The 20,884-nt window shown below is 55.3% G+C and carries 19 protein-coding genes; 6 read left to right on the top strand and 13 right to left on the bottom strand.

The window, feature by feature from the left end:
• Positions 1 to 3: 3 nt before the first annotated feature.
• On the bottom strand, positions 4 to 360 hold the full coding sequence (locus LOY56_RS26595) for an NADH:ubiquinone oxidoreductase (RefSeq protein ID WP_217856958.1): 357 nt from the start codon (positions 358 to 360) through the stop codon (positions 4 to 6).
• A gap of 27 nt (positions 361 to 387) precedes the next feature.
• Between LOY56_RS26595 and LOY56_RS26590 the strand changes: the two genes are divergently transcribed.
• Complete coding sequence (locus tag LOY56_RS26590; protein WP_217856957.1) at positions 388 to 1,359, top strand: GTP-binding protein; 972 nt, start codon at positions 388 to 390, stop codon at positions 1,357 to 1,359.
• Positions 1,360 to 1,509: 150 nt separating this feature from the next.
• Here the strand turns inward: LOY56_RS26590 and LOY56_RS26585 are convergent, their stop codons facing one another.
• Entirely contained in the window at positions 1,510 to 1,923 is a 414-nt protein-coding gene (locus LOY56_RS26585) for a DUF3301 domain-containing protein (protein WP_258622906.1), read from the bottom strand.
• A 120-nt stretch (positions 1,924 to 2,043) separates the two neighbouring features.
• On the opposite strand from LOY56_RS26585, the gene pdxY reads away from it, so the two are divergent.
• The gene (gene pdxY, locus LOY56_RS26580) at positions 2,044 to 2,916 is read left to right on the top strand and encodes a pyridoxal kinase PdxY (protein ID WP_258618388.1); all 873 of its coding nucleotides are present in this window, start codon (positions 2,044 to 2,046) and stop codon (positions 2,914 to 2,916) included.
• Between the two features lie 112 nt (positions 2,917 to 3,028).
• On the opposite strand, the gene LOY56_RS26575 is transcribed toward pdxY, so the two are convergent.
• Positions 3,029 to 3,511, bottom strand: a complete 483-nt coding sequence (locus tag LOY56_RS26575) for an acyl-CoA thioesterase (RefSeq protein ID WP_007896533.1) — start codon at positions 3,509 to 3,511, stop codon at positions 3,029 to 3,031.
• Between the two features lie 196 nt (positions 3,512 to 3,707).
• Between LOY56_RS26575 and LOY56_RS26570 the strand changes: the two genes are divergently transcribed.
• Positions 3,708 to 5,471: a cation:proton antiporter gene (locus tag LOY56_RS26570; RefSeq protein ID WP_258618387.1), complete on the top strand. Its 1,764-nt coding sequence runs from the start codon at positions 3,708 to 3,710 to the stop codon at positions 5,469 to 5,471.
• Positions 5,472 to 5,493: 22 nt separating this feature from the next.
• On the opposite strand, the gene LOY56_RS26565 is transcribed toward LOY56_RS26570, so the two are convergent.
• The 3 genes from LOY56_RS26565 to uvrD all read right to left on the bottom strand — a co-directional run bounded on the left by LOY56_RS26565 (position 5,494) and on the right by uvrD (position 9,408).
• Entirely contained in the window at positions 5,494 to 5,901 is a 408-nt protein-coding gene (locus LOY56_RS26565) for an SMI1/KNR4 family protein (protein WP_008007803.1), read from the bottom strand.
• A gap of 136 nt (positions 5,902 to 6,037) precedes the next feature.
• Positions 6,038 to 6,913, bottom strand: coding sequence for a Tim44 domain-containing protein (locus LOY56_RS26560; RefSeq protein ID WP_258618385.1), 876 nt, complete (start codon positions 6,911 to 6,913; stop codon positions 6,038 to 6,040).
• A 311-nt stretch (positions 6,914 to 7,224) separates the two neighbouring features.
• Positions 7,225 to 9,408 carry a DNA helicase II gene (gene uvrD, locus LOY56_RS26555; protein ID WP_258618384.1) on the bottom strand — a complete coding sequence of 728 codons (2,184 nt, stop codon included), beginning with the start codon at positions 9,406 to 9,408 and terminating at the stop codon, positions 7,225 to 7,227.
• A gap of 258 nt (positions 9,409 to 9,666) precedes the next feature.
• Between uvrD and LOY56_RS26550 the strand changes: the two genes are divergently transcribed.
• Positions 9,667 to 12,537 carry an EAL domain-containing protein gene (locus LOY56_RS26550; RefSeq protein WP_258618382.1) on the top strand — a complete coding sequence of 957 codons (2,871 nt, stop codon included), beginning with the start codon at positions 9,667 to 9,669 and terminating at the stop codon, positions 12,535 to 12,537.
• A gap of 86 nt (positions 12,538 to 12,623) precedes the next feature.
• Here the strand turns inward: LOY56_RS26550 and LOY56_RS26545 are convergent, their stop codons facing one another.
• The 6 genes from LOY56_RS26545 to LOY56_RS26520 form a co-directional block, all read right to left on the bottom strand.
• Positions 12,624 to 12,860, bottom strand: coding sequence for a hypothetical protein (locus LOY56_RS26545; RefSeq protein WP_258618380.1), 237 nt, complete (start codon positions 12,858 to 12,860; stop codon positions 12,624 to 12,626).
• Between the two features lie 42 nt (positions 12,861 to 12,902).
• Positions 12,903 to 13,211: a hypothetical protein gene (locus tag LOY56_RS26540; RefSeq protein ID WP_258618379.1), complete on the bottom strand. Its 309-nt coding sequence runs from the start codon at positions 13,209 to 13,211 to the stop codon at positions 12,903 to 12,905.
• 59 nt (positions 13,212 to 13,270) lie between these two features.
• Positions 13,271 to 13,399 (bottom strand): hypothetical protein, encoded by a 129-nt coding sequence (locus tag LOY56_RS26535; protein ID WP_258618377.1) that lies wholly within the window; start codon positions 13,397 to 13,399, stop codon positions 13,271 to 13,273.
• A gap of 173 nt (positions 13,400 to 13,572) precedes the next feature.
• Positions 13,573 to 14,001 (bottom strand): hypothetical protein, encoded by a 429-nt coding sequence (locus LOY56_RS26530; RefSeq protein WP_258618376.1) that lies wholly within the window; start codon positions 13,999 to 14,001, stop codon positions 13,573 to 13,575.
• A gap of 47 nt (positions 14,002 to 14,048) precedes the next feature.
• Entirely contained in the window at positions 14,049 to 16,673 is a 2,625-nt protein-coding gene (locus tag LOY56_RS26525) for an RHS repeat-associated core domain-containing protein (RefSeq protein ID WP_258618375.1), read from the bottom strand.
• Between the two features lie 17 nt (positions 16,674 to 16,690).
• Positions 16,691 to 18,208 carry a DUF6531 domain-containing protein gene (locus LOY56_RS26520; protein WP_258618373.1) on the bottom strand — a complete coding sequence of 506 codons (1,518 nt, stop codon included), beginning with the start codon at positions 18,206 to 18,208 and terminating at the stop codon, positions 16,691 to 16,693.
• Between the two features lie 379 nt (positions 18,209 to 18,587).
• Between LOY56_RS26520 and hexR the strand changes: the two genes are divergently transcribed.
• Both hexR and LOY56_RS26510 read left to right on the top strand, forming a co-directional pair.
• On the top strand, positions 18,588 to 19,454 hold the full coding sequence (hexR, locus tag LOY56_RS26515) for a transcriptional regulator HexR (RefSeq protein WP_258618372.1): 867 nt from the start codon (positions 18,588 to 18,590) through the stop codon (positions 19,452 to 19,454).
• 196 nt (positions 19,455 to 19,650) lie between these two features.
• Complete coding sequence (locus LOY56_RS26510; protein WP_258618371.1) at positions 19,651 to 19,863, top strand: PA3496 family putative envelope integrity protein; 213 nt, start codon at positions 19,651 to 19,653, stop codon at positions 19,861 to 19,863.
• Here the strand turns inward: LOY56_RS26510 and LOY56_RS26505 are convergent.
• A complete protein-coding gene (locus LOY56_RS26505; RefSeq protein ID WP_237885188.1) occupies positions 19,805 to 20,767 on the bottom strand; it encodes a LysR family transcriptional regulator in 963 nt (320 codons plus the stop codon). The genes LOY56_RS26510 and LOY56_RS26505 overlap by 59 nt on opposite strands.
• Positions 20,768 to 20,884: the final 117 nt, after the last annotated feature.

Below are 20,884 nucleotides of genomic sequence, written 5' to 3'. Positions count from 1 at the left end.
GGCTCAAGGCTTGAGCCAGGTTCCCTGGCTCTGGGCTTCGCAAAATGGCTTCAAATACACCGCATCGGTGGCCACGCCGTAATAGTGAATATCCTGCCGGTAAGGCATATTGGCGACTTGAGCATTGCTGCACACCCCGAACGCGCCGGTAGGGCATTGGTCGACGTACTGCACCTCGACTTTCTGCCCGGGCAGATTCGGCTGGCAGAATCCGTCGGCGAACAGTTTTTCCGGGATACTGCGGTTTTGCTGGCAGACCTTCACGTCGAGCCGCTCAGCCGTGCTGTGCACCACGCAGGCCTGAGCCAGCGCTTCGCCCGATGTGAGCGCCAGTAGCAACGACCATCCCATCAACCGCATTCTTTACCTCCTCAGAAAACCTCGACCATGTTGCAGAACATTCCCACCCACGTCATTGCCGGCCCGCTGGGTGCCGGCAAGACCAGCCTGATCAAGCACCTGCTGGCGCAACGGCCCGTGGGTGAGCGCTGGGCGGTGTTGATCAACGAGTTCGGCCAGATCGGTCTGGATGCCGCTCTGTTGACCCAGGATGCCGATGGTATCGCACTGGGGGAAGTGGCCGGGGGCTGTTTGTGTTGCGTCAATGGTGCACCGTTTCAGATCGGCCTCGGGCGGTTGCTGCGCAAGGCACGACCGGATCGACTGTTCATCGAACCCTCCGGGCTGGGACATCCGGCGCAGTTGCTCAGGCAATTGAGTGAGGCGCCGTGGCAAGGCGTCCTGGCGGTGCAGCCGTGTGTGCTGGTGCTGGATGCTCAGGCGCTCGCGGCCGGAAAACCGCTGCCTGAGGCGCAACAGCAAGCCTTAAGCAGTGCCGGGTTGCTGTTGCTGAACAAGGCAGAAGGCCTCGACGACAGTGATCGCCAGCGAATCGCCACACAGTTGCCGATGCGTCCTTTGTACTGGACGCAGCAAGCCGTCTTGCCGTTGAGCGAGTTACCGGGGCTCGGGGCTCAGGCTGTCGCGGGTGTGGATAACTTTGTCGTGCCCAAGGGATTGGCGCAGATGCCGGCCATCTGGACTGACCCCACGTTGCCGATTTGCTTGAGTCAGGCACAGGAGGGTGGCTGGAGCGTTGGATGGCGGTGGCATCCGAGTCAGATATTCGATGCCGTATTGATCGGGAAGTGGCTTGAGCGCCTTGAATGGCGGCGGGCGAAGTTGGTTATCCACAGTGTCGAGGGTTGGGTGTCGGCGAATGCGCTGGATAACTCGTTACTGGATTGGCAGCCCAGCGAATGGCGTCGGGATTCGCGTATCGAGCTGATTTTCAGTGAGGCGCAGGTTGTTGAAGTGCTGCAGGAAGGTCTGGCGGGATGCAGGGTTCAAGCGAACTAGCTGATTTTTTTGCACAGTCTGTGAAGGCCTCTTCGCGAGCAAGCCCGCTCTCACAGGGGGGCTGTGGTGTGCATACAAGTTGTGCAGCACAACAGATCAAATGTGGGAGCGGGCTTGCTCGCGAATGGATTTAACCGACAACAACTACCTTCAAGGACGCCACTTCGTGTGTTCTTGCCGCCACTGACTCAGTTCAATCACCTCAGCTCTGGGCTTCGTGATGTCGACCACCGGCGGTGTGTCATCGAACGGCATCGGGTAAGGCGCGAGCTCGATCTGCGCGCTATGGGCGCCGAATTGGGTGATGGTGCCGGTGTGGCGGGTTTCGCCGGTCACGGTGAATTCGAAGTTATACACACGGGCCAGGCGCCGACGGCCATTGGCGTCTTTAATGAAAGCGATCTTCTTCAAGGCTACGTTGCCGTCCAGCAGCTCGATCCGCAGCTTGGCGCAATGCTGTATGACCCGCTCCAGCGCGCGTTCGCGCAAGCCGTGGTTGTGCCACAGCCACGCGCCACCGGTGGCGAGCAGCATCAGCACTAAGATATTTCCGAGGGTCAGCATCAACAGGGTGCTCCAACAAGATAGTGCCAGCTTAACTGCGTCGCCGGTCTGTCGTACAGGCTGCGTTTAGTCGCATACTGCGCGGCTCGAATTTCAATCGTTTGACGGAAAACTCACCGCATGAAACGTACGCCCCATGTGCTCGCCATCCAGTCCCACGTGGTGTTCGGCCACGCAGGCAACAGCGCCGCGGTTTTCCCGATGCAGCGGATCGGTGTGAACGTGTGGCCGCTCAATACCGTGCAGTTCTCCAATCACACGCAATATGGCCAGTGGGCCGGTGAAGTACTGGCCCCGCATCAGATTCCGGAACTGGTGGAAGGCATCGCGGCGATCGGCGAGCTGGGCAATTGCGATGCTGTGTTGTCCGGCTACCTCGGTAGCGCGGCCCAGGGCCGGGCGATTCTCGCGGGCGTGGAACGAATCAAATCGATCAATCCCAAAGCGCTATACCTCTGCGACCCGGTGATGGGCCATCCGGAGAAGGGCTGTACCGTTCCAGCCGAGGTCAGCGATTTTCTGCTGGAAGAGGCGGCGGCAATGGCCGACTTCATGTGCCCGAACCAGTTGGAGCTGAACAGCTTCTCGGGGCGCAAGGCGCAGTCATTGTTCGATTGCCTGGCCATGGCGCGGGCGCTGTTGGCGCGCGGTCCGAAGGCGGTGCTGGTCAAGCACCTGGACTATCCCGGCAAACCGGCGGAGGGCTTCGAGATGTTGCTGGTGACCGCTGAAGGCAGCTGGCACCTGCGTCGGCCGCTGTTGGCGTTTCCGCGTCAGCCGGTGGGCGTTGGCGATCTGACCGCCGGGATGTTCCTGGCGCGTGTGCTGCAGGGTGACAATCTGGTGAGCGCCTTCGAATTCACCGCGGCGGCAGTGCATGAAGTGATGCTGGAAACCCAGGCCTGCGCCAGCTATGAGCTGGAACTGGTGCGGGCGCAGGACCGGATCGCTCATCCGCGGGTGCGGTTCGAGGCGACAGCGATCAGCCTGTAATCGGGTGGTTGTCCCAATCGCGAGCAGGCTCGCTCCCACAAGGTTATCGCTGTACCTGTGGGAGCGAGCCTGCTCGCGATAGCGATCTGAAGAGCGCTGGATAACTGTCTGCTCAGGCGTCGCCCTTGATGTCCTGATAACGTTTTTCCAGTTCCTGACGAATCTGCCGACGCTGCTGGGCCTGCATGTACCGACGCTTGTCTTCACTGTTCTGCGGCTGCAGCGGCGGGACTGCGGCCGGTTTGCGCTGGTCATCCACCGCGACCATGGTGAAGAAGCAGCTGTTGGTGTGGCGCACCGAGCGCTCGCGGATGTTCTCGGTCACGACCTTGATGCCCACCTCCATCGAGGTGTTGCCGGTGTAGTTGACCGAGGCCAGAAAGGTCACCAGTTCACCGACGTGAATCGGCTCGCGGAAGATCACCTGATCCACCGACAGGGTTACCACATAGCGGCCGGCATAGCGGCTGGCGCAGGCGTAGGCCACTTCATCGAGGTATTTGAGCAGGGTGCCGCCGTGGACATTGCCAGAGAAATTGGCCATGTCGGGGGTCATCAATACCGTCATCGACAGCTGGGCGTTTCCGGGTTCCATAACGTACTCACGGGTTCAAGGCAGGATTCGGGGTTACACCTCTGCGGGCGCTTGGTTTTTCAAACCAACAGTTATCGGGACGCCGGGCGGGGGGCCGCCGTCACGCCGAATCTATCTGTTTCCATATATTGCACCCTCTTTCCGCCGGAAGTCGCGATGTTACCCTTCAAAAGCCCACCCCAAGGAGCCACACGCCATGCATGCCATCAGCTTCATTCAGGATTTGGCAGTGATCATGTTGATCGCGGGTGTGGTGACCGTGCTCTTTCATCGTCTCAAACAACCGGTGGTACTCGGTTATATCGTCGCCGGCTTCATTATCGGCCCGCATACGCCGCCGTTCAGCCTGATCCACGACGAAGCAACCATCAAAACCCTCGCCGAACTCGGGGTGATTTTCCTGATGTTCTGCCTGGGCCTGGAATTCAGCCTGCGCAAGCTGTTCAAGGTTGGCGCCACGGCGTTCATCGCAGCGTTCCTGGAAATCGTCCTGATGATCTGGATCGGCTATGAAATCGGTCGCTGGTTCGACTGGAACACCATGGACTCGCTGTTCCTCGGCGCGATCCTGGCGATTTCCTCGACCACCATCATCGTCAAGGCGCTCAACGACCTGAAGATGAAGAACGAGCGTTTTGCCCAACTGATCTTCGGCGTACTGATCGTCGAAGACATCCTCGGCATCGGCATCATCGCCTTGCTGTCGAGCATCGCGGTCAGCGGCACCGTCAGTTCCGGCGAAGTGTTTTCCACGGTCGGCAAGCTTTCACTGTTCATGATTGTCGCACTGGTTATAGGCATTCTGCTGGTGCCCCGACTGCTGGCCTACGTGGCGAAATTCGACAGCAACGAGATGCTGCTGATCACCGTGCTGGGCCTGTGTTTCGGCTTCTGCCTGTTGGTGGTCAAACTGGAATACAGCATGGTCCTCGGCGCGTTCCTGATTGGCGCGATCATGGCCGAATCGCGACAACTGCTGAAGATCGAGCAGTTGATCGAGCCGGTTCGCGACCTGTTCAGTGCGATTTTCTTCGTCGCCATCGGCCTGATGCTCGACCCGATGATCCTGCTGCAATACGCCTGGCCGATCGCGGTGATCACCGTGGCTGTGGTGCTGGGTAAGATGTTGTCCTGCGGTCTCGGTGCCTTTATCGCCGGCAATGACGGGCGCACCTCACTGCGCGTGGGGATGGGGCTTTCACAGATTGGCGAATTCTCTTTCATCATCGCGGCATTGGGCATGACGCTGCAGGTCACCAGCAACTTTCTCTATCCGGTGGCGGTGGCCGTCTCGGTGATCACCACGCTGTTGACGCCGTATCTGATTCGCGCGGCTGATCCGCTGTCGATCAAGCTTGCTGCAGTGATGCCGCAGCGTCTGGGCCGTGTGCTGGGGATGTATGGTGAATGGCTGCGCAGCATTCAGCCTCAGGGTGAGGGCGCACTGTTGGCGTCGATGATCCGGCGGATTCTGTTGCAGGTGGGGGTCAATCTGGCGCTGGTGATTGCGATCTTTTTATCGGGTGCCTTCTTCGCCGAGCGTATGTCCGTTTACCTGCAAGACTGGATCAGCGACCCGAGCTGGCAGAAAGCGTTGATCTGGGGCGGGGCGTTGCTGTTGTCACTGCCGTTCCTGATCGCCGCCTATCGCAAGCTCAAGGCACTGTCGATGCTGCTGGCAGAGATGGGTGTGAAGCCGGAAATGGCCGGCCGCCACACGCAGCGAGTGCGTCGGGTAATCGCCGAAGTGATCCCGATACTCTCGCTGTTAGTGATTTTCCTGCTGCTGGCAGCCTTGTCGGCCAGTATTCTGCCGACCAACAAGTTGCTGGTGCTGATCGTCATAGTCGCGGCCGCGGTGGCGGCGCTGCTCTGGCGCTGGTTCATTCGCGTGCATACGCGGATGCAGGTGGCCTTGCTGGAAACGCTGGACAACCACAACGAATCGTCCGGGCATTGACCACGCGATGCATCAGGGCGGATCAGCTTTCCAGCCAGACGTCCCGCGCCCAGTGCCATACCGATTCCCAGGTTTCTTCGGCGATCAGCTCTTCTTCGGCCAGCCACAGCACCACGGTGCCGTCTTCTTCGACTAGGTAGTAATTGTCACCGTCCTGGCAGATCGGAATCATGCTGCGATCGACGCCAGCGTCCCAAGCGTTGGCTGCAACGTCTGGCAGGTAGGTGTGGGACTGCGGATCGGTGACGGTCACCGGCTCCAGGCTGCCGTAGACCACGTCGCTGACGGTCAGCAAAAATTCTCTGAATACGAATGGAATATCGATGAACAATTGCTCTTCGATTTCCACAATCTGATCTTCGTCAGGCAACTCCAAGGGGACCGGTACCGGTTCGTTGGCTTCACGCAGTTGTTCGATGATTTCTTCCACGTCCGGGATCCTCTTGCTTGATGGCGCGGTTTAGTTGGGGCGGTTTATACAGTAGCTCGCTATAGATGCAACCGCGAAATAGAAAACCCCGGCCGAGGCCGGGGTTTTATTACAACAGGTGAACCGCTGGAAGTGATCAGCCGTTCTGGCGGATACCGGCCACCAGCCAAGGCTGGTTTTCGCCCTGTGGACGTTCCATGTTCCAGCTTTCGCTGAACACTTCGCCCTGGTCGAAACGCGAGGACTTCGACACGCCGCTGAAGGTCAGGGTGGCGATAGTCTTGTCCGCACGGTCGTCAACGCCATCCAGTTGTACCTGGAGGTTATCGATGTAGGTCGACTGGAAGCCGTCGCCCAGGTCGGCACGTTCGCGCTTGAGGAACTCCAGCAGTTGCGGAGTCACGAACTCGGCGATCTTGTCCATTTCGTTGGCGTCCCAGTGTTGCTGCAGGGACTGGAAGTGGTTGCGGGCCGCTTCAATGAAGTTGTGTTCATTGAACCAGGCTGGCGCGTTGATCACCGGACGAGCGGCAACCGGAGCTGCCGAGCCGCCGAAGATCGAACCCATGGCTGTTGGTTTCTGTTCGAACACTTCACGTTGCATCGGCGCGCCGGCTGGAGCCATGTGCTCCTGCTGCTTGCGACGACGGGCGGCGATGAAGCGGAAGACCAGGAAGGCGATGACCGCCATGATCAGGATGTCGAAGATCTGCATGCCCTGGAAGCCGCCACCCATGAACATGGAGGCCAGCAGGCCACCGGCAGCGATACCGGCCAGAGGGCCGAGCCAGCGCGAAGCACCGCCGGCCTTGGCGGCAGCGCCAGCGGCACCGGCCGCGCCCGCAGTAGCAGCAGCGCCGCCTGCAGGAGAAGAAGGCGCCATTTGGCTGGTCTGGTGAGTCGGCGCAGCGCCGGAGCTCTTGCCGCCACCAAAGCGCTTGGCGGCATTGGCGTCGAGGCTCATCGTCAGGCCAATGCACAACGCCATGGCGATGCTAAGAAAACGTTTCATAAAGGGAATTCCCATTTGTGGAAGGCACGCGCGCCATGTTGCACAGCTGAAGTGTTACTGGCTAGCGGCAGAGTGTTTCGGGCTTTTGCCTGACAGGTTGTGTTCAGCTTCAGTCAGCGCAATAAGGCCTGCTAGCTTTGGTCTGTAGGACGAGTGGATGGGGTCTGTAGGAAAGCGACCAGTGCCACTGCGAGATCAAACTGTGGGAGCGAGCCTGCTCGCGATAGCTGCACCGCGGAATAGCAGAAACACCGCGTCATCGTTCATCGCGAGCAGGCTCGCTCCCACAGAAACGCTCCCTGGCATCGCCTTTAGATGGCTTCCAGCTTGGCGTAACCCAGCATCAACCACTTGCTGCCTTCGCTGAAATTCACCTGCACCCGCGCCTGAGCACCCGCGCCTTCGAAGTTCAGGATCACCCCGTCGCCAAACACCGAATGCCGCACAGTCTGACCGAGGCTGAACCCGGTGTCCGGGATCTCGCTGCCGCCGAACAGGTTGCTGGAGCTCTGCTGCTGGCCGCCGCCGAACGGACGGCTGACGCTGTTGGACAGCCGCACTTCCTGGATCAGGCCTTTCGGCACTTCCCGTACGAAACGCGACACCTTGTTGTAGGTCTCGCTGCCGTACAGGCGTCGGGTTTCAGCATAAGTCAGCACCAGATTTTGCATCGCCCGGGTAATACCGACGTAGGCCAGACGGCGTTCCTCTTCAAGACGGCCGGGTTCTTCCAGGCTCATCTTGTGCGGAAACAGGCCTTCTTCCATGCCTACCAGGAACACGTAAGGGAATTCCAGACCCTTGGCGCTGTGCAGGGTCATCAACTGAATGCTGTCTTCGTGCTCGTCGGCCTGGGTGTCTCCGGCCTCTAGCGAGGCGTGACCGAGGAACGCCGCCAATGGCGTCTGCTCTTCATCCTCTTCCGGATTTTCGAAGTTACGCGCGGCGCTGACCAGTTCCTCAAGGTTTTCTACCCGGGCCTGGCCTTTCTCGCCTTTTTCCGCCTGGTGGTAGGCGATTAACCCCGACTGCTCGATCACGGTTTGGGTCATCAAGTGCAGCGGCATTTCCAGGCACTTGGCGGCGAGGTTCTCGATCAGCTCGATAAATGCGCCAAGAGCACCGGCAGCGCGACCGGTCAGGCCTTTGTTGGCCACCAGCTGACGCATGGCTTCCCACATTGACACATGGCTGTGGCGTGCATGATCGCGGATGGCTTCGACGGTTTTTTCGCCAATGCCACGGGCCGGAACGTTGATCACCCGCTCCAGGGCCGCATCGTTGCCACGGCCTTCCAGCAAACGCATGTACGCCATGGCGTTCTTGATTTCTGCCCGTTCGAAGAAGCGCTGACCGCCATAAATGCGGTACGGAATGCGTTCACGCAGCAAGGCTTCTTCCAAAACGCGCGATTGAGCGTTAGAGCGGTACAAAATCGCGATATCGCTACGAGCCAAGCCGGTTTTCAGCGCACTTTCAATGGTTTCAACCACGTAGCGTGCTTCGTCATGCTCGTTGAAGGCGGCGTACAGATTGATTGCTTCGCCTTCGCCGCCATCGGTCCACAACTCTTTGCCCATGCGCCCGGTGTTGTTGGCGATCAGGGCGTTGGCGGCCTTGAGGATCCCGGCTGTGGAGCGGTAGTTTTGCTCCAGACGAATGATCTGGGCATCCGGGAAGTCGTCGGAATACTGATAAATGTTCTCGATTTTCGCGCCACGCCAGCCATAGATCGACTGATCGTCGTCGCCGACCACCATCAGGCTGTCGCCACCCTTGGCCAGCAGACGCAACCAGGCGTACTGCACGGCGTTGGTGTCCTGGAACTCGTCCACCAGAATGTGCCGGAAGCGCTTCTGATAATGGGCGAGCAAGCCAGGATTATCGCGCCACAGATCGAGGGCGCGCAGCAGCAGTTCCGAGAAGTCGATGACGCCGGCGCGCAGGCAAGCTGCCTCATAGGCTTCATAAATGCTGCGCATGGTCGCCAGGAACAGATCGCCGCTGGCTTGAATATGTTGCGGACGCAGACCTTCGTCTTTCTGCCCGTTGATGAACCACTGGGCCTGCCGGACCGGCCAGCGTTGCTCATCCAGCCCCAACTCGCGGATTACCCGCTTGACCAGCCGTTGCTGGTCGTCACTGTCGAGAATCTGGAAGGTCTGGCTCAGGCCGGCTTCCTGCCAGTGCGCCCGCAGCAAGCGGTGCGCCAGGCCGTGGAAGGTGCCGACCCACATGCCGGCCGGGTTGATACCCATCAGCTGCTCGATGCGATGACGCATCTCGGCAGCGGCCTTGTTGGTGAAGGTCACCGAAAGAATGGAGTGGGGCGAGGCGTTTTCGACCTGGATCAACCAGGCGATACGGTGCACCAGCACTCGGGTTTTACCGGAGCCAGCACCGGCCAGGACCAACTGACGACCCACGGAGGCAGCTACGGCCTGACGTTGGGCATCGTTGAGGGAGTTCAGCAGAAGGGAGAGATCATCGCGCATCGGGGCATTCTAGGGTGCGCGGTCACACCGGGCAAACCGAGCTTTGCATTAGCCGATGAAAGAAGTACCGATGACGACCGGTCGGTCATCGGCTGTAAGCATTGGCAGAGCTTGTCTGGCGGCTTTTTTACCAAGATGGGCGGTTCAAACTTTCGTCTATTTTATGACCTTGGGCTGTTTGGTCCGGGCATTTGCTTGTGTATGCTCCGTTCACAAATTCGGGCTCCCATGCTCTCTATAAGAACAAGAACATTGCTTATGACCCTCAGCTCCGACCTGTCGGGCCCCTCCGTGGAGCCCCGGGTTATCCGCAAACAGTACGCCATGGAAATGGCGGTTGAACGCACGCGTCTGCTATACCAGGGTTCGCTGTTGCCTACGCTGTTCATGCTGATCAACGGTCTGGTGTGCGCCGGCTTGCTCTGGAGCCCGCAGCGTTACTTCATGGTCAGCGTCTGGCTGATCTGGTTATTGTCGCTGGTGGCGTTGCGGGTGATTCAGGTGGCGGCCTTCGATTCGGCGATTCCACACCGTCAGGCCCATCCGGTCTGGCGTCGTATGTTCTTCCTCGGCTCGGCGATGACAGGCCTGACCCTGGCTGGAGCCGGTATTGCGTTAGTGCCCGCTGACAACTTCATGCAACAAGCTTGGGTGTTCGGCCTGATCGGCGCCGCGGCACTCTCGGCCAGCGTTGCTTATGCCGTCAGCCTGCCGGCTTTTCTATCCTTTACCTTGCCCTGTCTGTTGCCGGCCATCGGCTATCTGTTCTGGGGCGGGGATGAGCAGGAACAGGGCTGGGGCTGGTTTGGCCTGATTTTGCTGGGTTCGTTGAGCGTGGTCGCCTGGCAGGTCAATCGGCTGATTGACCAAGGGCTGCTGCGACGCTTTCAAAATCAGGCCTTGATCGAGCATTTGCAGCAGGCGCAAAGTCGCAGCGATCAGCTCAACCACGAACTGGCCAAGGAAATCGAGCAGCGTCGCCGCGCCGAAGACGAATTACGTGAAACCCAGGTCGACCTCGAAAATCGAGTCGCACAACGCAGTCTGGAGCTGGACGCCGCCAACCAGGCCTTGAGCAAGAGCGAAGCTCGGTTGGCGCTGGCATTGAAGGCGAGCGAGCTCGGGTTGTGGGACTGGAACCTGCAGACAGACGAAGTCCATCACACCCAGCTTCAAGAGTTGTTCGGCCTGGAACCGGAATTCGTGACAGCGATGCTCCGCCACCTCAAGCCCAGGTTGCACCCCGACGATCTGCCATCGCTGAAGCGGGCGCTGGTCGAGCATTTGAAGGGGCGAAGCGAGGATTATCAGATCGAATATCGGGTGCGGCATGGCGATGGCCATTGGGTCTGGATCGAGGATCGTGGTCGAGCGGTTGAGCGCAGTGAAAACGGCCGGGTGATCCGCATGGTAGGCACCCGTCGCGACATCAGTGCCAGCAAGGGCCTGGAACAACAGCGACAACTGGCGGCGACGGTGTTTGAAGCCGCCAGCGAAGGCATTGTAATTCTGGACCCGAATTACGCGTTGATTGCCGTCAATCAGGCCTTCAGTCGGGTTACCGGCTATGACATCGACGACATGCTCGGATGTAACGTGGTTGAGTTGCCCTGTAGCCGCGACGCCCGTCGACATTACGCAGCGATTCGTCAGGCGCTGGAGCAGGACGGTAGCTGGCAGGGAGAGCTGGTCGAAACCCGCAAGAATGGTGAGTTGTATCCGCAATGGCTGCAACTGAATGCCGTGCGCGATACGCGGGGAAATGTGAGCCATATTGTCGGCTTTTTCGCCGATCTGTCCGCTCGGCGTGAATCCGAGGAGCGTATGCGTTACCTCGCGCATTACGATGAGCTCACAGGATTGGCCAATCGTTCATTGTTCCACGAACGGCTGCGTGTGGCCCATCAGCGGGTGCGTCAGGGCGGCCGGCGCAGCTTGGCGTTACTGCACATCAATCTGGATCGCTTCAAGCTGCTCAATGACAGTCTCGGTCACGAAATCGCTGATCAACTGTTACAGAAAATGGCCCGGCGCCTGGTCAATGCATTGCCAGAAGCGGACACCATCGCTCGATTGTCCGGCGATGAATTTGCGGTGTTATTCGACGCTTATGGCAACTTGTCGAGCCTGGCGCGGGTGGCGACCCGATTGTCCACCAAGCTGCGGTTGCCAATCACCGTCGAGGGTCATGAATTGGTGGTAAGCGTGTCGATGGGCATCAGCCTGTTGCCGGATACTGCGCGCGATATTTCCGCGCTGGTTAGCCAGTCGAACATGGCCATGCAGCATGCCAAACACTTGGGCGGCAACAACTTCCAGTTCTATACAGACAGCCTGCAAGCCAGCACGCTCGAGCGTTTGCAGCTCGAGAACCAGTTGCGCAAAGCCATCGAAGAAAAGCAGTTGAACGTGTTTTATCAACCGAAACTCTGCCTCGCCACCGGTCGGCTGAATGCCGCCGAGGCGTTGGTACGCTGGAGCCACCCGACCCTGGGCCAGGTACCGCCGGGGGACTTCATCGGTCTGGCCGAGGAAACCGGGCTGATCGGCGCTATCGGCGAGTTCGTTTTGCGTCAGGCCTGTTGGCAAGCGTGTGAGTGGCAGCGTCAGGGACTGGAGCCGATTCGCTTGTCGGTCAACCTGTCGGTGCATCAACTGCGTCAGGGAAAACTGGTTAGCCTGGTACGCCAGGTGCTGGAGGAAACCGGCCTGGCGCCGCATTACCTGGAACTGGAGCTCACCGAGAGCCAGCTGTTGGATAGCGTCGAGCACATCATTGCGACCTTCCAGCAGTTGCGTGATCTTGGGGTGAAGCTGGCGATCGATGATTTTGGTACCGGTTATTCGTCTCTGAGTTATCTCAAGCGCATCCCTGTGGACTACGTGAAGATCGATCAGGCATTTATCCGCAGTCTGGGGGAGAGCAGTGAGGATGCGGCGATCACCCGGGCGATTATTGCCATGGCGCACGGGTTGGCGCTGAAAGTGGTGGCTGAAGGGGTGGAGCGGCCGGAGCAGTTGGAGTTTCTGAAAGCCGAGCGCTGCGATGAAGTGCAGGGGTATTTGATCAGTCGTCCGGTCGATGCTGATGGCTTGGGTGGTCTGCTGCGAGAGCAATACTCTGAGTAAAGTCTCCCGCTAAGCCACCACGCAGTGTGGCGACCCGGCGAGAAGACTACCGCGTGTTAGTGGTAATCAAAGTACCGCCAACGATGTCACTGATCGTCTTTGTCTGGAAGATAGGTGAAAAAACCTTCTGTCCAATGATCTTTACCTAGCTGATAACCTTCAATAAAAAAGCCATCTTTGGCCTCAGAAAATCCAGCTTTAAGGCTTGCTCTTTTTACAGCGGCTTCAGCAGACTCCTGAGAGTCATAAATGCCTATAAATTTTATATCGTCGTGCCCGTCTGGCAACTCATGCCCGTGTGTGACTATGTAAACGACATTCATACTACTACCTCCGTCGTTTTGAGTTCTCGACTAAGCGATTACTCACCTTAAAGCGGTGCCATCAGGGTTTATAGCATCCTCATCTCTTCGATTTGGGTAATAGGCCTTCTTTTCATCGAACTCATAGAAAATAGTTCCATGAATACCTTGGGCTTGCGACTTCTGGAATGGACGACGCCATATATTACTAAATATCTTGTCTAGCTCGGTTTCATTCTCTCTTAAATAAACTTCATCAATAAAGGCAATATTTGTATCGCTAGGGAATATAATTTTAAACTCTTCTTCGGTAGCGGAAAATATGTCGTAGGCGCAGTTCATTGCGCTATCTATCACTTGGATATTTTTCATTATCATTGCCTATTACTGTTGTCGAGGTCGTACATTTTTATTTTTGCCACTTGGTGTTTTCACATCCGCTTGGGTGCATTGTGGTCATATGCATTCTCTGGTGGTTTTGCAAATACGCTGTTGGCTGATGAAGCCAACAGCACTGTCTGTTGCAGCTGTAGATCGATCCAGTGATCCAGTTTGGTCATATCTCCCTTGCTCTCCTGCTAACAGGATCCGCGCCGTAACTGCCCGGCAAGGTTGGTGGAGGGACGGCGGGAGATCGTCGAGGAGTCGCGCCGCAGAATTGTGGACGAGACGCTACAGCTTGAGGGCAAGTAGGCCGTAGCGCTCTATGTATTATATTTTGTGTGCTGGTGAGTCACCACCAAGATGGTGCATGTAGTGATGCATTGAAACCAAGGGCTTTTAACTTATTAAGTAGAGCAGTATCTTTAACCAAGATCATTCCTTCGTGACCTATTGTGCATGCTTGCCATTCAGGACTTTTAGGGCTGTAGATGCATAGACTGTCGCAGTTTTGCGATATGAAGTCTTTTTCTTGCGTGATTTTATTTATTAACATATCGGTTAGTTGAAGTCGTTGAGTACACCTTGCGACACCATCACTCTCGTAAGTTGTAACTGGAACTGCATTGACAATGGTTGATGCACAAATATTTTCGCCAATTATGCGGTCGATGCTCGACTCTGGATACAGCCAGATCACTAGCTCAAAGGGTTCCTGATTCACAAACTCAGAGATCAACTGTATCTGTCTCGCGAAGCTATTTTCTTCAATGTAAATCATTTTTTATTTCTCTTTGATTATTAGGTAATTTACGCTTGATATGAATTCTAACACTCTCTAGGCACGCCCTCCATTGGATCAGGGAGGCGGTATGGATTTATTCTTTCCAAAAATTCAGGAGAGAGGGGGATTAGTATTAAAGGGATTTTTAGATTCCAGTTGAACTTATTGTTTATCTTATTTTTTATTTGTTGTGGCGGTTCTTTACCGTGTCGTATTGATCCATCCTTATTTACCGCATTCTTCCGCGGATCGGACTTATCTCCCCAGTGAACATGTTCCTTGCCACCATTGTGTGATTCCACACCACTACCAAGATCGGGTTTGGCGAGGCCGTATGGGTCAATAAAGCTAATCGGATTTCCCTCAACATACCCATAGGTATTTAGTCCTCCACTCAGCCCAATCGGGTCACTTTCCACATACCGCCCTGTCTCCGGGTCGTAATCCCTAAAGTAGTTATAGTGCAACTCAGTCTCAACGTCATAGTACTGACCAGGGAAGCGGAGGTTTAGAGTCAAGGAACCACTGGCTTTCCCTATACCAAAGGCGTCGGGTTTCCATTCCCACACAATTTCCTGAGCGGCATTCGTTCCGATGCACGGTGTATTGAGGTGGTCGCTATGAAGATAGAACAGGGCGCTGCTGGCAAGTGCGCCTGTCGTATCGTAATTCACGCTCACACCGCCCAATGGCATACCTTCAAGCCAGATATAAAACTGACTCGTAAGCTTCATGCCGTGGCTGTCCAACAGAGTTTCGCCCAGCAATTCACCATCAAACCCATAGAGAAATGTGGTAACGCCTTGTGGAGTGATTTTCTGGATGCGTTGACCTAGAGCGTTATAGCGAAACTGAGCCCGGATCATCCCGTCAATCTTCACGCTGCTCAGGCGATTTTGCTCGTCGTACGAGAATTGGCGATTGGCGCGGTCTTTGATCAGGTTACCGGCCGCATCGGTGGTCACCAATTGGTCGCCTATTTTGATCAATCGATTGTTACTGGCGCCATACTGGTAGGTCGTGACTGTACTGTCTTGCACCTTGCCTTCGATCTGAGGAATAAGTGTTTTGTTGGTGCGGTTACCCACCGCGTCATAAGTAAAGGTTTGCTGTCGCTTGGCATTTTCTTCTTCTGTCAGGCGATCGAGCGCGTCATAGCTGTAGTTCAGATCACCGAGTGAACTGCTTTGTATTTTGGTGATGTTTCCGGTGGCATCGTAGGCATAAGTGCTGTTCCTGCCGGCGACTGTTTGTGCAGTTAGCCGATAGTCCAGATCGTAGGTACGTTGAAGCGTAGTCCCGTTGTTCCAGGTCAGGCTTTTGAGCGGGCCGAAGGGTAGATAAGCAAGGTCTCGCACGAAGGTGGTCGGCTCATCAACGCCACGCCGGATTTGCACGTGACTGACCTGACCAGCGGAATTGCGTAGGTAGTGGATGCTGAACCCGGTCGGGTAATCGATCCGATTGAGTCGATTTGCTCGATCGTAGCCGTAGCCAAGATTGTCAGATTGAGTGACTTCATTCACTAACGGCGTATGCAGTTGGGCTACGAGGTTTCCTTGTATGTCATAGACATAATTCAGCGTGCCATTGATATCTTCCACTGCAGTCAGTCTGCCGATACCTTTGTTGCTTGCGGCAATCGAATCGTAATGGAACCGGATATTAAGCTTCGGGTTTGCCGGATAACGTCGAGCGGTCAAACGATTAAGAGCATCGTAGGTGAGTGACGTAATTACGCCTCGCGCGTCGGTCTTTTGTGTGATGTTACCCGCGGCATCATATTCAAATTTACTGGTACCACTGTCGGAACTGTCCAACTGTGTCAAATTGCCTAAGCCATCGTACTTATATTGAGTGATCACTCCGCGTGAGTCACGAACTTGCGTGAGGTTGTCTTGAGCGTCGTATTCAAAATGAGTCGCGTTATTTAGTGGGTTCGTGTTCTTCACTAACCGATCGAGCGGATCATAGGCTCTTGTATGGTTGTCATTGCGAGGGTTGGTAATAGTGGTTGGATTGTTGTTCAGGTCGTACTGCGTGCGACTGGTCTGGCCAGCAGCTCCCACAGAGTGCAGTAAGCGACCGAGTTCGTCATATACCCACTGGTGTTGTTTCGTCAAACTACCTGTGACAGCTTTGAACCGTATTGCAATACGGTTACCCATTGGGTCGAGATCAAATTCGGCTTTTTCCTCCAAACTATTAGTAATGCGAATGAGCCGCCTTGCGTCGTCCCAAATGTAAGCTAACCAGCTACCATCGCCGCGAGTCAGCTTGGTAATGTCGCCGACAGCATTGTGTTCGAAGCGCGTAGTGTTATCGGCAGTACTTACTGACGTTAACCAGCCTTGTGGGGCAAAGGTCAGGTTTGTGATGACCCCATTGGGGTCAACAATCGTTTGCGGATTACCCATGACGTCGAAATTCGAAAGCGCAGTGATATGTCCGAGCGCATTGATCACACGCGTCAGATTTCCTTTGGTGTCGTATTCATAGCGAGTAATGTCGTTCACATCGGTGCGGGGGCCATCCGAGGTAGCAAGCAGGCCCTTAGCGTTGTAGGCGAACGACCAGCCGCGCTCCGCAGCTTGCAAAAATGGAGCGGTAATAATTGTTCCACCTAGAGCAAGTGTTAAAAGACCTACCCTCAATATAAGTATGTTCATGATCAGATCCTTCTGAGTCAGAGTGCAGTAATAGACTGAGTAAGTTGTCGTCCTTCAGCGTCGTAGGTGTATTGAATTGAACGGTTTGGTTGGGTGACGCGTACAGGAAGGGAAAGAGTCGGATGCCATTCGGTGGTGATGGTTCTCGAGTCGGTTGTTCCGCTGGCTTCGGTGCGGGAGGTTTCTAAACCACGATCATTGTGGGTATACGTTGTGATGTTTCCATTGCTATCAGTCTTCGACTTAAGCAGGCCGCGTTCGTCATAAATAAAGGTAGAGTTGCTACTTGGGCAATTAACCGTTGGTTCACCATCAATCGAGGTGATGCGCTTGATACCTTGGAAAAAACCAAATTTGTAATTTGTAATTTTACCGAGAGCATTCGTAACAGTGACTGACTCGTCGGGGTTGTATGTGATATTTGTTTTTTCCGCTCCGTTAGAGTGTTCGCTTGAGATGGCGCGGCCGTGATCGTCGTAACTCCATGATGCATAGGTGACGCCACGCTCGTCAGTCATCGATGTTAGTAACCTTCCGTCCCGAGGATCTTGGTAGAAAAACATTTTTTTATCTGACTTTCTGAAAAACGCTCTCGATACGGTCTTGAGTTGTCGATAGTCATCATAACCATATTCGATCTGAATATCTTCGGATGAGAAACTCAGAGGCTGTTTCTTAGTGTCTTCTGTAAATTTTATTGTAGTGCCGTAGCTATCGGTGACCGTAATATGGCTTTCGTCATATTTGATGTTTTGTAGTGCACCAAATTTCCGGATTTCAGAAATTCTGCCATTTTCATTAAAGGTGTAATAATGATTTTCTGGTGACTGATACGTCCATTGGGATTCCCCTTTTGTCAGGGATTCGCCAGTTGGTTTTTTCGGTTGATAGTTGTCCCCAACTTTATGAAATATCGATGTTTTTCCATTGGCAAGAGCAATCGATATAGAGGACTCATCGAAGAACATGCGGGATGCATAGTTGTGAGCCCATGTACCGTTTTTGCTGCTGTAGCTGCGTGAAAATTCAATTTCGTTGGGTTTGCGTATTTTTTTTGAGATAGGAAAATCAGTTTCCAATTCAACTTTATGGCCAGTCAGAAAATCAATCGGATTTCCGACGATGTTTGATGGGCAACTATTATCTATACTCTCAATTTCACACATTCCTGTCAGCTTGTTAAGTGATTGATTTTCTTTGCATGAATCTCCAGTAAGGAGTATTTCCTGAGTAAAAGTACCGGGATCCGGCCCGCCGTCTTCTTCGGCTATCTCGTCAGCTATATAATCTATTCTGCATAACCATTTCCAATCATAAGTTTCATGGGGTATGGCTGGGTGGTAGCCCAATATATGATCATATTCAATGCTGAGCTCTTTATGGAACGCTTGGCACGCGATGTCTGGAGAGTTATGCTGCGTTGGTTGATGGCGAAGATACCACGCTTTCCAGTTATATATTTCAGCTGTTGAATTTTGATGGAATGCTGCTATTAAAAGTAAGATGGCGATGCCGCAACTGTGTTTGATGTTCATTTGATCTTCCGTGATCATTCTTAATATTTTGGTGGTTGATTACCGCGAGTGCCCCTCCAGTTTATGAGCAGCAGTTGGCTGCTTTGCGGTACATATATATTGGATTTGTAAAATTGTGCGTCGCGTTGCCTGGCCAGAGTTGGGTCTTGGCCTTGGCCTTGGCCTTGGGCTGGGAGGGGCAGGGTTGAGAGGTATGGGCTTGTCAATAGCTTCTACGGCGTAGGTTCGAGCAGACCTTGACCGTAGGGCTACATGCAGCGCGTGTGCCTGAAATAGCGGGATCTTGTTACGCATTGAGCAGGCAAAATGCCGATTCATGTAGTATAACTACAAGCGTGCTACACCCCCGGCACCTGCCAATAACAAAGAGTCCGCCCCTTTGAATCTGCTGCAACACATCGCCCAGTCACGCCACCTATTACGCAAGTCGGAGCTCAAGGTCGCCGACCACGTGCTGCTTGACCCTGCGGCGGTGATGCACAGTTCCATGGCCGACCTGGCTCACAGCGTGGGCATCAGCGAGCCGACCATCGTACGGTTTTGCCGCGCCATCGGTTGCTCCGGGTTTCAGGATTTGAAGCTGAAACTCGCGCAGAGCCTGGCGGCCGGCGCGAGTTTCGGGCAGTTCGCGATCCATGAAGACGATTCGGTCGCCGATTACAGCCTGAAAATCTTCGACACCACCCTGCATACGCTAATGGAGGTTCGCGAGAAACTTGATCCGATGGCGTTGCAGAAAGCCGTGACGGCGATGTCCCAAGCCCAGCGCGTGGAGTTCTATGGCTTCGGCGCGTCCGGTGCGGTAGCGGCGGATGCCCAGCACAAATTCTTCCGTTTGCTGCTGACCGCTGCGGCGTATTCCGATCCGCACATGCAGGCGATGTCGGCGGTGACCCTGAAGCCAACCGACGTGGCGATCTGTATTTCCCAGTCGGGGCGTTCCAAGGACCTGTTGATCACGGCCAATCTGGTGCGTGAAAGCGGCGCTACATTGATCACTTTGTGCCCGAGCCAGACACCGTTGGCTGAGTTGTCGACTGTCAATCTGGCGATCGATGTACACGAAGACACCGAAATTTATACGCCGTTGACGTCGCGTATTGCCCACCTGGTGGTGATCGACGTGCTGGCGATGGGCGTGGCCATGGCTCGCGGGCCGAGTCTCGTCAATCACCTCAAAAGCGTCAAGCGCAGCCTGCGCAGCTTGAGGCTGTCACCAAAATCGGTGAAAGCGCTGGACGATTGATTCCTTGCCTTGAGATTGCCTTCGCGGGCAAGCCTGTAGCGGTCCAGTTTTTTTAGACCAATCTGTAGAGGCAAGGCTTGCCCGCGAAGGCGTCATCAAATTCGCTACATTTCATCTCACTGTCATCCCTTCGCCGCCAAACCGTCATCCCTCGCGCCTATCTTGAAACTCCCGTACTCGCCTTGGGAGACTCGAAATGGTTCAGCCCTACGAAGAACGCAATAGCGCCGTCAAAACCCGTCGTCAGCAAGAAGATCAGCGCCGCATGGAATTTCGCCGCGCCATCGAAGATCGCAGCGAACGCCGTCAGCTTATGGCGGAAATTGGCGAATTTCCTGACGGCCTGGAACTCAATTACTGGCAGGCAACTCCCGCAACTTCCCGTCGAAGCGCTCAACCAGGGCGCTGATTTGTATCCGCTCGCTGCGGATAAACGCAAGGAACGCGTGTGCCACGGGTGACAGCCGTTTGGCTTTGGCTTGTACCAGGCACCAGCTGCGGTACAGCGGCAGCTCTTCGACGGGCAACTCAATCAATCCGCCGGTTGCCAATTCAAGGTTCAGGGCATGGCGCGTCAACAGCGCCAGGCCCAGACCCGCTAGCACACATTCACGCTGGGCTTCGGCCGATGAGACCTCTTGTGTCTGGTTGAAGTGCACGCGCTTTTCTTTGAAATACTCCTCGCACGCCAATCGCGTACCAGAGCCGGATTCGCGCAATAGCAGTGTGTAGGGCTCCAGATCCTGTAAGCGCAGTGGGCCCATGTGGCACAGCGGATGATCCGGTGGTGCTACAGCGACAATCGGGTTGTTGAGAAATGGCAAGAACTCCAGCCCCATGTCCTGCGGCACCATGGACATGATCACCAGATCGTCGCGGTTATCGGAGAGACGCCGGATCACCTGCCCACGGTTGACCACCGTCAGTTGCAGATTCACCTCCGGGTGCTGACGCTTGAAGGCGGCAAACAGGTGCGGCACGAAATACTTGGCGCTGGATTCCACCGCCAGTTTCAGCTGACCCTGCAATGAGCCTTGCATGTCCGACAGTTGCATATCGAGGTTTTCCAGGCGCCCGAAAATGTCTCGGCTGGCGCGCTGCAATGCTTCGGCCGCCTCGGTCATGTAGAGTTTTTTGCCGACGTAATCGAATAAAGGTTGGCCGATCAGCTCTTCGAGTTGACGAATCTGTAGGCTCACGGCAGGTTGGGTGAGAGACATTTCGTCGGCCGCGCGGCTGTAGGACCTTAAGTCGCACACCTCATTGAAGATCTGCAATTGACGCAATGTCATACGCATCAATGACTTACGCATTTTTTGTGCATCCTGAGCGAAGAGCGATGACTCAACTATAAGTCTTTACTTATGCATGACCCAATTATTATTCATTTTTGTTAATCCCTTGCGAAGGCTAGTGTGGAGCTGCGACTG

Source organism: Pseudomonas sp. B21-048, assembly GCF_024748615.1.
Classification (GTDB): Bacteria; Pseudomonadota; Gammaproteobacteria; order Pseudomonadales; family Pseudomonadaceae; genus Aquipseudomonas.
This window is presented reverse-complemented; position numbering and strand designations above follow the sequence as displayed.